This window comes from Ruegeria sp. BG6, assembly GCF_056538465.1.
The window spans coordinates 1-13,576 of sequence record NZ_JBQFTB010000016.1 but is presented as its reverse complement, the minus strand read 5'-3'; the positions used below and the strand labels follow the sequence as shown (position 1 = coordinate 13,576).

General features: G+C 55.4%; 12 protein-coding genes and 2 pseudogenes. 7 read left to right on the top strand and 7 right to left on the bottom strand.

Annotation, left to right across the window (positions count from 1 at the left end):
- Positions 1-68: 68 nt before the first annotated feature.
- The 4 genes from ACR0JW_RS20975 to ACR0JW_RS20960 form a co-directional block, all read right to left on the bottom strand.
- Positions 69-1,421: an amidohydrolase family protein gene (locus ACR0JW_RS20975; RefSeq protein WP_170682453.1), complete on the bottom strand. Its 1,353-nt coding sequence runs from the start codon at positions 1,419-1,421 to the stop codon at positions 69-71.
- A 310-nt stretch (positions 1,422-1,731) separates the two neighbouring features.
- Positions 1,732-3,255: a tripartite tricarboxylate transporter permease gene (locus tag ACR0JW_RS20970; protein ID WP_170613887.1), complete on the bottom strand. Its 1,524-nt coding sequence runs from the start codon at positions 3,253-3,255 to the stop codon at positions 1,732-1,734.
- Between the two features lies 1 nt (position 3,256).
- The gene (locus tag ACR0JW_RS20965) at positions 3,257-3,748 is read right to left on the bottom strand and encodes a tripartite tricarboxylate transporter TctB family protein (protein ID WP_170682454.1); all 492 of its coding nucleotides are present in this window, start codon (positions 3,746-3,748) and stop codon (positions 3,257-3,259) included.
- Between the two features lie 76 nt (positions 3,749-3,824).
- Positions 3,825-4,808 (bottom strand): tripartite tricarboxylate transporter substrate-binding protein, encoded by a 984-nt coding sequence (locus ACR0JW_RS20960; protein ID WP_170682455.1) that lies wholly within the window; start codon positions 4,806-4,808, stop codon positions 3,825-3,827.
- Between the two features lie 108 nt (positions 4,809-4,916).
- Between ACR0JW_RS20960 and ACR0JW_RS20955 the strand changes: the two genes are divergently transcribed.
- Genes ACR0JW_RS20955 through ACR0JW_RS20945 form a run of 3 tightly spaced genes read left to right on the top strand, consistent with a single transcriptional unit; the run spans position 4,917 to position 7,913 of the window.
- Positions 4,917-5,585, top strand: a complete 669-nt coding sequence (locus ACR0JW_RS20955) for a response regulator transcription factor (protein ID WP_170682456.1) — start codon at positions 4,917-4,919, stop codon at positions 5,583-5,585.
- Entirely contained in the window at positions 5,578-6,927 is a 1,350-nt protein-coding gene (locus tag ACR0JW_RS20950) for a sensor histidine kinase (RefSeq protein ID WP_170682457.1), read from the top strand. The genes ACR0JW_RS20955 and ACR0JW_RS20950 overlap by 8 nt, the downstream gene beginning before the upstream one ends.
- The gene (locus ACR0JW_RS20945) at positions 6,906-7,913 is read left to right on the top strand and encodes an ABC transporter substrate-binding protein (protein WP_480714395.1); all 1,008 of its coding nucleotides are present in this window, start codon (positions 6,906-6,908) and stop codon (positions 7,911-7,913) included. Before ACR0JW_RS20950 ends, ACR0JW_RS20945 begins: the two co-directional genes overlap by 22 nt.
- A gap of 146 nt (positions 7,914-8,059) precedes the next feature.
- Here the strand turns inward: ACR0JW_RS20945 and sigZ are convergent, their stop codons facing one another.
- A complete protein-coding gene (gene sigZ / locus ACR0JW_RS20940) occupies positions 8,060-8,617 on the bottom strand; it encodes an RNA polymerase sigma factor SigZ (RefSeq protein ID WP_170682459.1) in 558 nt (185 codons plus the stop codon).
- A gap of 131 nt (positions 8,618-8,748) precedes the next feature.
- Between sigZ and ACR0JW_RS20935 the strand changes: the two genes are divergently transcribed.
- Together ACR0JW_RS20935 and ACR0JW_RS20930 are read left to right on the top strand one after the other, a co-directional pair.
- Positions 8,749-9,459: a glutathione S-transferase family protein gene (locus ACR0JW_RS20935; RefSeq protein WP_480714394.1), complete on the top strand. Its 711-nt coding sequence runs from the start codon at positions 8,749-8,751 to the stop codon at positions 9,457-9,459.
- 87 nt (positions 9,460-9,546) lie between these two features.
- Complete coding sequence (locus ACR0JW_RS20930; RefSeq protein ID WP_170682461.1) at positions 9,547-10,590, top strand: PLP-dependent cysteine synthase family protein; 1,044 nt, start codon at positions 9,547-9,549, stop codon at positions 10,588-10,590.
- Between the two features lie 415 nt (positions 10,591-11,005).
- Here the strand turns inward: ACR0JW_RS20930 and ACR0JW_RS20925 are convergent.
- A pseudogene (locus ACR0JW_RS20925) lies at positions 11,006-11,605 on the bottom strand (substrate binding domain-containing protein).
- On the bottom strand, positions 11,565-11,903 hold the full coding sequence (locus ACR0JW_RS20920) for a LysR family transcriptional regulator (protein WP_170682464.1): 339 nt from the start codon (positions 11,901-11,903) through the stop codon (positions 11,565-11,567). The pseudogene ACR0JW_RS20925 and the gene ACR0JW_RS20920 overlap by 41 nt, the downstream one beginning before the upstream one ends.
- Before the next feature lie 85 nt (positions 11,904-11,988).
- Between ACR0JW_RS20920 and ACR0JW_RS20915 the strand changes: the two genes are divergently transcribed.
- Both ACR0JW_RS20915 and ACR0JW_RS20910 read left to right on the top strand, forming a co-directional pair.
- Positions 11,989-12,420, top strand: a complete 432-nt coding sequence (locus ACR0JW_RS20915) for a VOC family protein (protein ID WP_170682465.1) — start codon at positions 11,989-11,991, stop codon at positions 12,418-12,420.
- 122 nt (positions 12,421-12,542) lie between these two features.
- A pseudogene (locus ACR0JW_RS20910) lies at positions 12,543-13,576 on the top strand (IS3 family transposase); the annotation flags it as partial.

The following is a 13,576-nucleotide window of genomic DNA, read 5'->3' as shown; positions in this document are numbered from 1 at the left end:
CTCTGACATAGCATAGGGGACATGATGTTCATCACCGAGAGCGGGAAGCAGACGTACGGTGAACAGTCTTAGCCCCCGAGTGCGTTTTTGTAGATAACGCCGTCCTTCATTATAATAAGAAAGTTTGCGTCCGGGTCGACCAGCAAGTTGATGTCCTCAACCGGATCACCGTCAACGAGTATTAAATCCGCATATGCCCCCGCCTCAATTACTCCAAGCGGACCTTGCTGGTAAGGGTTTCGTGGCCCTGACATCGCCAAAAGCTTCGCGGTGTTAAACGTGGCCTGTTGCAAAACTTCTGCCCCTGACCACCAACGACCTCGGCGTTCGAATTCAAGGTTCTGTAAGGCCAAAAGCTCGGGGGCTCCAAACAAGTCCACGCCGAAGGCAATCGGGAGGTCGTACTTTTTGATCAAAGAGACATAGTGTTCGACATTGTCGCGCAGCGGCGCGCCCTTCTCGATGGTAGCTGGATCGCCAGCGGCCAACATATTCTCGTCCGGCGTGAATATGAGGAACTGAGGATTGAGGATGGCTCCGGCATCACGGATGGCGCTAATGGTCTCCTCCTCAAATATCATATTGCCATGATCAATACTCTTTACGCCGCCCTTGAGCGCCCTGATCACAGATTCATCAGTGTAGGCGTGAACGATGACATATGTATTCCAGTCCTCGGCAGCTTCTACCGCAGCGCGAATCTCTTCGGGGCTGTAGTGGGTTGTGTCCAATGGATCGTAGGGAGTCGAGTTGCCGCCACCAAGGCTGATCTTTACCTGAGTGGCCCCGAGGCGCAGCACTTCGCGGGTCGCCGCCCGCACCTCGGATACACCATCGGCGATGAACGACCATTCTCGCTCAAAGGCAGTTCGGTCAGTGCGCTGTCGATGGTGGGTGTCATTGTATAGACGGAAGTCGAAGTGACCGGATGTTTGGCCGATCCAGTGTCCAGAACTAAAAATGCGCGGTCCGGGTACAATACCCTCGTCAATGGCCTGTGCGATACCATAGGACGGACCACCCGCATCCCGCAAAGTGGTGAAACCCCGCATCAGCATTCGTTCCGCTTCCCGCGTAACGAGAGCGCCGGTGTACGACCAGTGGAGATTGTATGCCAAAGCCAGGGGCGAGGTCGGCAGCATGATGTGGTTGTGGCCATCAATCAGCCCCGGGATCAAAGTCCGGCCCTGACCGTCTATGACAACAGCACCGTTCGGTTCGATTGGATCGGTTGAAACCTCGGCAATCAAGTTGCCCTCGACGAGGACATTGGCGTGCTCGATCACTGTCGCATTTTCGCTATCAAAAACGTCGACATTGACGAATAGGGTTCGTGACAGGTCTTCTTGTGCAGTCGCTTTGAAAGCCAACAGGAGCAAAAGTATGGCGGCCAAGATTGCCCGCAATGCGACCGCAGTCATCGCTTGTATTCCTTCCAAAGTGTTCAAACACTATGCAGCATTGCTTTCGAGGTGATTGGAGTCAACGTTGCCGCCTGCTTCAGTACACGCGTTTTCCTGCAGTTAGGCGACTTGCAAATCTCAATCCGTCCGAAACAGCGCCGCAGGGTCTGCTTGGGCTCAATTTAGGCGCTTGTCGCCATGCCCTTTGCGATGACTTAAAGTACCCAGCGGCCTCTGCTTTGAGCTGAAGGAAACTCTGCTTGCGCTGTCTTGCAAATGAAGGCCGAACAGTTTGTTCGGCCTCTTGGCCCGTCATCGACTGAAATGCTTAGTCACCATCGGCGACGCCTTCGGCCCGTGCAAGTGCTCGGCGCTGGCGATAGCTGGGAAGGACGACCAATACGACGGCCAGCACCAGCAGACCCAAAGTCATCGGACGTTCCCAGATAAAGCTTACTCCGTCATACAGTTGCATCGCGCGCGAGAAGTTGTTCTCCAGCAGCGGGCCAAGGATGAACCCGATCAGCAGGGGCGCAAGCGGGTAGTCGGCAAACCTCAGCAACGTGGCGCAAACACCAAAACCGACCAGAATAAGCAGTTCGGTCGCGTTGTTCTGCCCGATATAGGCACCCATTAGGGTGAAGAACAGAATGAACGGTATAAGGAAGTTGCGCGGTACGGCCAGAATCTTGGCGATGTAGGGAATAAGCGGAAGGTTCAGGATCAAGAGAACCAGATTGCCCAGATACATCGAGATAATAACCGCCCAAAAGATCTGCGGTTCGTCGACCATAAGGCGCGGACCGGGCGACACATTCAAGGCAATCAACGCACCGAGTAGGATGGCCGTCGTACCAGACCCGGGAATGCCGAGCGTCAGGAGCGGAACAAACGACCCCGTACACGCGGCGTTGTTGGCGCTTTCCGGTGCGGCGATCCCCTTGACGGAACCTTTGCCAAATTGCTCCTGCTCTTCTTTGGACGCGATATTGCGCTCGACGGCGTAACCCAGGAAAGAGGCGATCGTCGCCCCAGCTCCAGGCAGTACTCCGATGAAGAACCCCTGAAGGGACTGACGTCCGATGACCGGGGTAATCCTGCGCGCCTCGTCGCGTGTGATCCTAAGGTCCTTGATCTCGCCGGCCTTTTCGCCATCACCCGTCTTGGATCGGTTCGGATCAAGCACCAGATAGATCGCCTCGGGCAACGCGAACATCGCCATGGCCAGAGTTATGAAGCCAAAGCCCGACTGCAAATCCATGATGCCCATCGTGAAACGCGGTGAGTTGAACAAGACGCCTTCTCCGACGGTGGCCATGATCAGGCCGAGAAACGTCATCAACAACGCCTTGCTTACCTGCCCCGTTCCGGCAAAAGCGGCGATTGCCGAAAGCCCGACAACCATCAGGGCGAAGTACTCGGATGAGTGGAACAGAAGTGCGACTGAAGCCAGCGCAGGGGCAAAGATCATCAACAGGACCGCGCCAATCGTACCACCCGCAAAGCTTGAAATTGCGGCGACCGTTAACGCTTTGCCAGCTTTGCCCTGGCGCGTCATGGGGTAGCCGTCAAAGCTCGTGGCCACGGTTGAGGCAACCCCGGGCGCATTGATCAATATCGATGAGGTCGAGCCCCCGAAAACAGCACCATAATAGACACCGGCCAGAAGGATCAAAGCCGCCGAGGGATCACCGATGGTGATTGCGACCGGGATCATGATTGCGATGATCGACATTGGGCCCAGGCCCGGCAACATGCCGATGAATGTTCCGATCAGGCAACCGCCGACAACCATTAGAATGTTGGTGAATGTGAAAGCCGTTGAAAGGCCCGTCATTAATCCTTCGAGCATCTCAAACTCCGTTCAGAAGTGATGGCATCGGGCTGAGGAAAATGCCCAGGACCACATCAACCAGATACCAGATACTGCCTGCCGCGATGGCCGCTACCACAGCCATCAGGACATAGCGGCGTTCCCCCAGAATGAAGTTACCGAAAGTAAGAAACAGGAACGTGGCCGCCAGGAACCCAAGCGGGCGGAGCAAAAAAGCATATGCAACCATGAGGCCTAACAGAGACAGCGCTTGCCCAACCTTGTACTCGCCCAATCGGGACAGGTTGATATCCGCGGCTTCCTCTTTCGCCGGGGCTTTTTCGAAGCCGAGCAGAATAGCCAGTGACAGCAATATTCCACCTGCGGCAAGAACCTTGGGAAAGGTCGACGGCCAGAGCGGCCGCTGTTTCATGATCGGCGGCAGCAGATCGTCCATTGTGAAATAAGCCGCGTAGCCATAGGCAAGACATAGCATCAGGATGACAAGCGCTATCCAGCGATCAATCACCATCGACCTCTCCCTCGTTTATCGGTACCACGCCCGGGCAGTCCCGGGCGCATTTGTGTTTGGAAGCGAATTAGCGCGATCAGAGGAAGCCAAGCTGCCGCATCAGATCGCCGATAACCTTCTCCTGATTTTCCAGGAAGGTCTGGAAATCGTCGCCGGGGTTGTGAATGTTCACCCAGCCGTTGCGCGAACGAACTTCTTCCCATTCGGGCGTGTCGTACATTTTGGCGATGGCCTCCTGATAGGCCGCCAACTGTTCGACGGGCAGACCCGGTGCCGCGAAGAACCCACGCCAGTTGACAAACGTTGTGTCGTTGCCTTGCTCGACCATGGTCGGTGCATCCGGGTACGCGTCCACGCGATCCGAGGACGTCACTCCGATGATACGGACCTCTCCGGCCTTGGCCAGTTCCACGGCTTCGGAAAAGCCGGTTGAAACCGCCTGTACTTCGCCAGACAGCAGACCCGCCATCGTCGCGCCGCCGCCGTCATATGGGACATACTTCATCGCGACCGGGTCGGCGCCCGCCGCCTGGAACACCATCGCGGCAACCAGATGATCCATCCCGCCCGGGACCGAACCACCACCTACGGCAACGCCCGCGGGATCGGCGTTGAACGCCTCAATCAAGCCATTGACGTCTTGAATGTCGCTGTCCGCAGGAACAACAAGCGCCGCGTAGTCACCGATAGTTCCCGCAACCAGTGTCAGATCGCGGAAGCTTTGCGGGAAAACACCAGTCAATGAACGGATCACGATAGGTGTTGAGTTCACCATCAGCGTGCCGTGATTGCTGGCCGCGTTTTCGATCAGATAACCGATGGCTTTGCCACCACCGCCACCTGACATGTTCTCGTAGCTGGCAGTTCCAACAAGACCCGACTTGGTCAGCGCTTCGCCAGTTCCGCGCGCCGTGCCATCCCAGCCGCCGCCGGCACCGCCGGGGATCAGAAAGTGGATGCTGTCCACGACCTGGTGACCATCAGCAGCCGCCGAGCCGACAAGACCAAACGCCGCAACAGCCGCAAGAAGGGCCCGACGGCCCAGTTCGAAATTCGACATAATGTCCTCCCAATTGACAACCGTCCGCACTACGGATCAGTTGATGTGGGAGAATGCACACCAACCTGACACAGACCTGTCACGCAGAAAAAATCGTTCCAGAGCGCAATGAAGTTCCTTCTTGTCGAAGACAATCTTGACCTTGCCAATGCCATCGCATCACGCATGCGAATAGATGGTCATGTCATTGATCACGCAGAGAAACTTGGAGACGCCTCAGCCTTTGTTGCGACCGGGGAATACGATCTTATCCTGCTCGACATCATGTTGCCTGATGGCGATGGCCGCACGTTCCTTGAGAAGCATCGCGCCAGTGATTTGGACACTCCGGTGATCGTTCTGACCGCCCGAAGCCAGGTGTCGGATCGAATCGGTTCGCTTGATCTGGGCGCTGATGATTATGTCACCAAACCCTTTGATCACGCCGAGTTGGAGGCCCGTATCCGCGCCGTCCTGCGTCGCAGGTCCGGCAATGCAAGAACCACGATCGAGATCGGTGGCGTCGTTTTCGACCCTGTCGCAGGCCACCTGACTGTCGGGGGTGAGGCCGTTACAATGCGCAATCGCGAACTGCGCCTTCTTGAACTGTTTCTCAACGCACCCGGCCAGATCTTTTCCAAGAACAAGCTGTCCGATCGGTTGTTTTCCTACGATGAGGACGTTTCGGAAAACGCGATCGAGGTGTATATTGCACGCCTTCGCAAACATTTGTCAGCCTCGAAGTTGAGGATCACGACATTGCGTGGCCTTGGCTACCGATTGGACCAAGATGGATAGCGTTGCGGTATCAGGATCGCTCAGAAATCGGTTGGTGCTGACCCTGATCGGAGGCGCCGCGGTTCTCGCACTGGTCTTGTTTCTCGCCGTCCGAAACTTTGCGGTGCAGGTGGCGCAACAGGGTCAGGACAACATCCTTGACGCTTCGGTCACATCGATGCTGGACGCCGCCACAATTCGGGATGGCACGGTTGAGCTTGACCTGCCCTACTCGGCGTTTTCGATGCTAAGCACCCCGGCCGACGACCGCGTGTTTTATGCAATCCTGCAGGACGGCCAATTCCTGTCGGGCTACGAGGACCTGACATTTGCCGATGATCAAACATTTCAATCCGACAATATTCGCGGTTCAGACGTCCGGAAAATCAGCGCAAGCCGCACCTTGATCGGGGCGAACCGACGAACAGAAATCCAGATTGTCCTTGCGCAAACGCAAGACGCTCTTTCCGAAACACTCGATCAGATTTCACGAAATGCTGCCCTTCTCGGTATCGGCTTTTTTGGGCTGGCTGCTGGACTTTCATTTTGGGCGACGTCGACCACAATTGGCCAGCTTGGCAAGCTGACGACATCCGTCGCGCGACGGGGGCCGCAGGACCTGAGCCCGTTCGCCAAACCAGTGCCACGGGAAATGGCTCCACTGGTCAAGTCGCTCAACTCGCTGATGGGACGGCTGGACCAGTCCCTAAGCCAGTCCGAGGACTTCATCGCAGAGGCTGCGCACCGAGTCCGCACGCCACTTGCAACCGTCCGTTCCTACGCGGAAGCCACGTTGCAGCGTGTTGAAAAAGAGGAAAATCGCGAAGCCATGCGGTCGATGGTGAAGGCCATCGACGAAAGTTCTCGTGCGGCAGGTCAGCTTCTGGATCATGCGATGATCACATTCCGGGCCGATCATCTGGAACGGCACGAGATCGACCTTGTCGAACTTGTGCGCGATCTGGTTTTGCGCCTGACGCCCATCGTGGAAATGAAAGATCTTTCTCTTTCTTTGGCAGGGGACGCGCACGTTCGTTATGCCGGGGACGCGATTTTGATCCAAAGCGCTGTGCGAAACTTAATTGACAATGCAATGAAATACGGACCTGTCGAAAGTGAGATCGAGATCACGGTTTCGAGCAAACCGACCCCTCGGATCACGGTGTGCGACCACGGGCCCGGTTTTCCATCTCATGAAATCGAAACTCTGACCACGCGTTTTCAGCGTGGGGCAAATGCCTCGAATACCATCGGCTCAGGACTAGGACTGACGATCGCACGGGATGTCGCATCGGTCCATGGCGGCCAGCTAATTCTGAAAAACCGACCGGAGGGTGGCGCGTGCGTAACCTTATCGCTTTAGGTTTGATCTGGCTGTGCCAAGTCGGATGGGCGCAGGGCTGGGAAGATCGGCAGATCTTCAACGAAACCCAGAGGACCACGTCCCTGCGTATAATCTCAAGCACTGACACGGACCTGTTTGCGCCACTGATCGAAGCCTTCGTCGCCAGAAATCCGGACGTGGCCATCGAATACCTGGTCACCGGAACAGCCGATATCGACCGGCGTTTTCGTGAGGAGCCCGAGGCTTTCGATATTGCCATTTCCAGCGCCATGGATTTGCAGTTGAAACTCACAAACGATGGCTACGCCCTAGCTCTGGAGGACCTGTCACATCCGGCCTGGGCGCAATGGCGGCAAAGCCTGTTTGCCTTCACTTCGGAACCAGCGGCCATTGTCATCAACCGCGCCGCCTTCAAAGGGCTGCCAATCCCGCAATCCCGGCAGGAGCTGATCGAGACGCTGCGTGCACGCCCAGACGTATTCAGAGGCCGTATTGGAACCTACGACGTTCGCCAATCCGGTTTGGGCTATCTTTTTGCGACGCAGGACGCACGGGCGTCCGAAACGTTCTGGAGGTTGATGGAAGTGATGGGCGGGCTTGATGCCCGGCTTTATTGTTGTTCGGGCGAGATGATCGACGACCTTACCAACGGAAAAATTGCGGTCGCCTACAATGTGCTTGGCAGCTACGCCGAAGCGCGTGCCGAAAGCCAGGACATCCTTGAAATTGTGCTGCCCTCTGACTACCCGACAACAATGATGCGGACAGCGTTGGTTTCAAGGGCATCCGGTGAACCGGCAACAGCCCGGCGGTTCATCGAGTTTGTTCTGAAGTATCAATCCAACCCCATGGACGGAGCGCGTACTCTGCCGCCGCTTCAGGAAAGAAAGAACGGCACGGAACACGCAACCATTGCGCTTGAACCAGCCCTGATAACATTTCTGGACACCCTGAAGCGAAACAAGTTTCTTTCAGAATGGGAAAACGCGCTGATTCACAACTGAGGTCCTCTGGCGGTTCTCAGTTTTTTCTGTCTTCGACCATTCGTCGATCTTAAGTGATTGATCCTTTTAGGCTACTGGCGGGTTTCGTATAATGCGCATCATCCCGTGATATGTTTAGGGGTCTAGGGCAGGTCCACGATTGTGGTTCAACACGGGCCACAGTTTCCCACTTTGCGTTCATAACCAACAATGTTGCCCTTTTGATCCAAAGAGAAATCACAGCAATTCTCGAAAAGTTTACGCAGTTGACGACGGCTGGCCTGTACCTTGGATTTCAGTGTTGAGTAACTGATACCTAGTTCGGCCGCTTGATCTATTTGCGATACGCCCTGCAAGTCTATCCTGCGCAGCAGCTCGCCCATTTCGGGCGGCAGAGCATCTATGAATGGTGCAACACAATTCTCCAGCACATGCCGGTCATTTTCATCCAGATCGCCGTACCAAAGGTCATCCGGATGAACAGATTTGTGCCGCCCTCTGCTTCGATAAAAGTCCGTGATCGTGTTGCTCGCAATCTGAAACAGCCACGATTTCAGGCTTTTGACCTCATTTGGACCGCTTATGCCCTGGTGCGCTTTCAGCAGGATCACTTGAAGCAGATCTTCTGCATCTTCTTCGTTCGGTACTTTTGAGCGAAGGAATGCAAACAGGCTGGCCCGGTATTCCGACCAAACACTCTCGAGATCCGGTTTCGCTTGCGCCATCCGTAGCCACCCCATCACCGCCAAAAAATATCACTCAAGATCAACTTGTTAGAAGGTATTTTCCCAATAGGTTCGTCTTTTTGCATCGCTGGTCGTCTTACAGGTCGGATCAACCAGAAAGGACTTCACCCATGATCAAGATCGTCAGTTTCAAGATCTGCCCGTTCGTTCAGCGCGTCACCGCGATGCTCGAGGCCAAGCAGGTTCCCTATGATATTGAGTACATTGACCTGAAGAACAAGCCCGCGTGGTTTCTCGATATCTCACCCACCGGCCAGGTTCCTGTATTGATCACCGAAAACGGCCAGTCATTGTTCGAATCCGATGCAATCGTCGAGTACATCGACGAGATCACGCCACCACTCCAGGAGAACTTGACGCCCGAGCAGCGCGCGGCCAATCGGGCCTGGAGCTATCAGGCAACCAAACATTATCTGGTTCAATGCAGCACGATGCAAGGCGCCAACAAAGAGGTTTTGGACGAACGCATGGCGAAACTCAGAAAATCCTTCGAAAAGGCCGAGCGCCAGTTGGGTCAAAGACAGTATTTCTCGGGCGATACGATTGGGAACGTGGATATCGCCTGGCTCCCTCTGCTGCATCGCGCGGCTATTGTTGAGGAGCACAGCGGTTACGACATGCTCTCGGATTTCCCGAAAGTAAAGGCCTGGCAGCAAGCGCTTTTGACCAGCGGAGTTCCTTCGAAATCTGTGCCTGAAGACTTTCACCAGAAGTTTTCTGACTTCTATCTGGCCGAGCGGACATGGCTGGGACGAGGGGCCAATCCGAACGAAGTCCCTTGCGAACCAACACAAACCAAATCGGTTGCGTGCTGTGGATAACATGACGCGTCGGATCCTGCCCATTTGCTATCTGCAAATGGGCAGGCGCATAATCGAACAGGATAAAACTGCGGACATGAGGGTGAAATGAACAGGTGGGTCGCGGGCGCTATCGCAAAGATCAATGCAGATGCACACAGGTCGGCGGATACACACCTGTTCAAACTGCCGGTTCCGCATCTGGAAGGTGTGGACATCTACCTGAAGGACGAAAGCACACATCCGACGGGCAGTCTCAAACATCGGCTGGCCCGATCCCTGTTCCTCTACGCCTTGTGCAACGGCAAAATCAAAGAAGGCACAACGATCGTCGAGGCGTCATCCGGCAGCACGGCGGTGTCCGAGGCCTACTTCGCGCGTATGATCGGCGTTCCCTTCATCGCTGTAATCCCGAGAAGCACCGCGCATAGCAAGATCAGAATGATCGAGTTTTTTGGGGGCCAAACGCATTTCGTAGACTCTGCACCGGAAATGCACGGCGCATCGGTTGAACTTGCCAACTCCATTGGCGGCTACTTCATGGATCAGTTCACTTATGCAGAACGGGCCACCGATTGGCGCGGCAACAACAACATAGCGGAAAGCATCTACCGTCAGATGGAATGTGAACCTCATCCAGTGCCTGCGATGCTGGTGATGAGCGCGGGCACCGGCGGGACGTCGGCCACGCTTGGTCGTTTCATTCGCTATAAAGGGTATGATACCGCCCTGACCGTCGTCGATCCGGAGAACTCTGTGTTCTACGACAGCTACCTGACGGGAGACCGAAGCCTGACGTCTGAAACCTCCAGCCGGATCGAGGGCATTGGTCGACCCAAAGTCGAGCGCTCATTTCAACCAGATATCATCGACCGCATGATCAAAGTGCCGGACGCAGCAAGTGTCGCCACGATGCTCTGGCTGGAAAAGCGGATCGGACGACGCGCCGGCGCGTCGACGGGAACCAACCTTTGGGGTGCGTTGCAGATTGCAAACGAGATGATGGACGCCGGCCGGAACGGCTCGATCGTCACCCTGCTGTGCGACAGCGGAGATCGGTATCTGGATACGTATTACGATCCAGATTGGGTCAAAGCTCATATCGGGGATATCCTGCCCTTCGTCGAGGAACTGGCCGGTGAACCGAGCTGAGACCCGATCTTTTGGACATTTTCACACTGATCATCCAACACAGCGTCAGCCCAACAAACGCCCAAGGGTTCAATGGGCGCCTCCCAAAAAGAAACGGGACTACGCGCAGGGATAGCTTGCGTAGCATTATTTTCCTAAGGATCCCGTATGCCTTTCGGTGCACTGCACAGCTTGGCTGTCAGAATTATCGACCTCAGTGACCAGCTCGTTAGAATACCTGATGCCAAAGGCTGAGGATGGCTCAACGTCGGACGCCAAGGGTGGCATTTCCATTCTGTATCCGAGTTCTGCAGATCAGAATATTGGCTCAGATTTTGTCGCGCGGCACGACATACTTGATGTTCGGAGACATGTTGTGCCCGGACGACAGCGAGTAGAACGCTTTGGTCAAGGAAGTATTCGGTGGGTTCTGTTTTCAGCGGCTCTTTTCGACCAGAAAATCGATCATGGCACGGGTTTTGGCGGGCAGGTTTTCGCGGCTGGCATAGATCACGTTGACCCCGATCAAGGGCGGGCGGAAATCGGGCAAAATCGCCACCAGTGTTCCGGCATCCAGCTCAGCCTGACAGGAAAGTTCTGGAAGACGGGTAATCCCGCAACCAGCAAGGGCAAGCACCTTTTCAGTATGTGCATCGTTGCATCGAATACGTGGAGCGATTGGCACTGCGATCTCTTTTCCGTCTGGCCCTGGATAGGTTCAGTTTTGGGTGGACCCGTGAAACGAAAAATCAATCAGTTGATGCCCTTTTAGGTCATCGGGATGGCCCGGTGTGCCGTTTCGTTTCAGATAAGCAGGGGACGCCACCGTAAGACCCTGCGTGCGAAAAATTTCGCGGGTGATAAGGTCAGACGGGGGCATCTCACCGATGCGCACCAGCAGGTCGATACCTTCACCGATCAGGTCAGCGCGACGCTCTGATACGTCGATGTTCAGATCAACGTCGGGGTATCGCCGGAGAAATTCGGGCAGCCAGTCATTCAGCCACCCGTGGGCGAAAACCACAGGCACGCTCATCCGCAATTCCCCAAAAAGGCCGGTCGCCGACCGAATGCAATCGGTCCTGCAACGCGCGGGTATCATCTACAATCCGGCGCGCGTTTTCATAATACATGCGCCCGGATTCCGTCAGGCTGATCCGGCGCGTTGTACGATTCAGATGCCGGGTACCAAGCCGCGCTTCAAGGCGAGCGATCTCTTTGCTGACATGGCTCGGCGTATGGCCCAACAGCTTGGCGGCTGCGCTCATACCGTCCTGCTCCACAACCGTGCAGAACAGAACCATGCCGTCGAAAAGACCCTTATTATGATCCATTGGGAATAAATGCCGTTCCAGATAAGCTATTAAAGTTCAATACAAGCACAGATACCTTTGTTGCAAGCAAGGGAAAGGTCAAACCATGTTGGACATCAGAAACTTCGATCACATCGGCATCCGTATCAGTAACCGCGATGCATCCGTCGCCTTCTATGAGCGGTTGGGGTTCGAGATGATCGCCGATGGTGGTTTTGACGATGGGCATCCGTTGGTGATGCTTCATCCTTCGGGGATCAACATCAATCTTTTGGGCCCGGCAACGGCAAAGGCGGGCGAGAACGTTCTGATGGACGAGGCAGAGAAATACCCGGGCATCACCCACTTGGCCGTGAAAGTGAAGGACGCCGAAGCAACTGAAGCTTTTGTTGCTGAAAACGGCATTGCCATCACGGGCCGCCGAGAATTTCGCGGCACCAAGACAATCTTCATTCGCGACCCGGATCGCAATGTTCTGGAGCTTGTCGGCCCCGGACCGTCAGTCGCGCAACTTATTGCCGAACATGTGCACGGCTAAGGCATCAACGAAAGAGGCGCTGATATGATCACTTTCCTGTCTGACGTCAGCACCAACGGGACAGTTTAGGCCGATTTGATAAGGGAGGGTTTCTGGCACATCGTGACCACCAAGGAGTGGAGATGAGACAGAAACTTGGAACCCGTAAGAGCCACGGCGAGAAGATCGTTAAAGACATCCGTCGAGCCACCCGCAAGCAGTATTCAGCGGAAGAGAAGATCAGGATCGTGCTGGATGGCCTGAAGGGCGAAGAGAGCATTGCCGAGTTGTTCCGGCGTGAGGGCATTGCACAGAGCCTCTACTACAGCTGGTCCAAGGAGTTCCTCGAAGCTGGGAAGAAACGTCTGGCGGGCGACACGGCGCGTGCAGCGACATCGACTGAGGTCAAGGACTTGCGGCGCGAGGCACGTGACCTGAAAGAGGTCGTGGCCGAACAGGCGTTGGAACTACGACTGCTCAAAAAAAGCATGATCGCGGATGGGGAAGATGGCGAATGAGGAATCCTGCATCCGAAAAGCTGGAGATCATCCGCCTCGTCGAAGGGTCACATCTCTCGACCAAACGCACACTGGACAAGCTGGGCATTCCCAAGACAACCTTCTACCGCTGGTATGACCGGTATCTGTCGGGTGGTCCTGAAGCGCTTGAGGATCGTAGTCCCAAGCCATCACGGGTCTGGAACCGTATTCCGCAGCCTATGCGTGAGAAGATCAAGGACCTGGCTCTGAAGGAAAGCGATCTGTCGCCGCGCGAACTGGCCGTGCAATTCACCGACACGGAAAAGTATTTTGTGTCAGAGGCCTCGGTCTATCGCATCCTCAAGTCTTACGACCTGATCACCAGCCCGGCCTATGTGGTTCTATCGGCGGCCGACGAGTTTCGTGACAAGACGACCCGACCGAACCAGCTGTGGCAGACCGACTTCACTTATCTGAAGGTCATCGGCTGGGGGTGGTTCTATCTCTCGACGATCCTCGACGACTACAGCCGCTATATCATCGCATGGAAGCTCTGCACGACGATGAAGTCCAGTGATGTCACCGATACGCTGGACTTGGCTTTGCAGGCTTCGGGCTGTGCCCAGGCGACCGACTTCCACAAGCCACGGCTGCTCAGCGACAACGGGTCCAGCTACATCTCTGGTGAACTTGCTGAA

Excerpts from the sequence above, each read along its gene's own strand:
- ACR0JW_RS20975 (WP_170682453.1), bottom strand. The coding sequence starts at position 1,421 with ATGACTGCGGTCGCATTGCGGGCAATCTTGGCCGCCATACTTTTGCTC.
- ACR0JW_RS20970 (WP_170613887.1), bottom strand. The coding sequence starts at position 3,255 with ATGCTCGAAGGATTAATGACGGGCCTTTCAACGGCTTTCACATTCACC.
- ACR0JW_RS20965 (WP_170682454.1), bottom strand. The coding sequence starts at position 3,748 with ATGGTGATTGATCGCTGGATAGCGCTTGTCATCCTGATGCTATGTCTT.
- ACR0JW_RS20960 (WP_170682455.1), bottom strand. The coding sequence starts at position 4,808 with ATGTCGAATTTCGAACTGGGCCGTCGGGCCCTTCTTGCGGCTGTTGCG.
- ACR0JW_RS20955 (WP_170682456.1), top strand. The coding sequence starts at position 4,917 with ATGAAGTTCCTTCTTGTCGAAGACAATCTTGACCTTGCCAATGCCATC.
- ACR0JW_RS20950 (WP_170682457.1), top strand. The coding sequence starts at position 5,578 with ATGGATAGCGTTGCGGTATCAGGATCGCTCAGAAATCGGTTGGTGCTG.
- sigZ (WP_170682459.1), bottom strand. The coding sequence starts at position 8,617 with ATGGCGCAAGCGAAACCGGATCTCGAGAGTGTTTGGTCGGAATACCGG.
- ACR0JW_RS20935 (WP_480714394.1), top strand. The coding sequence starts at position 8,749 with ATGATCAAGATCGTCAGTTTCAAGATCTGCCCGTTCGTTCAGCGCGTC.
- ACR0JW_RS20930 (WP_170682461.1), top strand. The coding sequence starts at position 9,547 with ATGAACAGGTGGGTCGCGGGCGCTATCGCAAAGATCAATGCAGATGCA.
- ACR0JW_RS20920 (WP_170682464.1), bottom strand. The coding sequence starts at position 11,903 with ATGGATCATAATAAGGGTCTTTTCGACGGCATGGTTCTGTTCTGCACG.
- ACR0JW_RS20915 (WP_170682465.1), top strand. The coding sequence starts at position 11,989 with ATGTTGGACATCAGAAACTTCGATCACATCGGCATCCGTATCAGTAAC.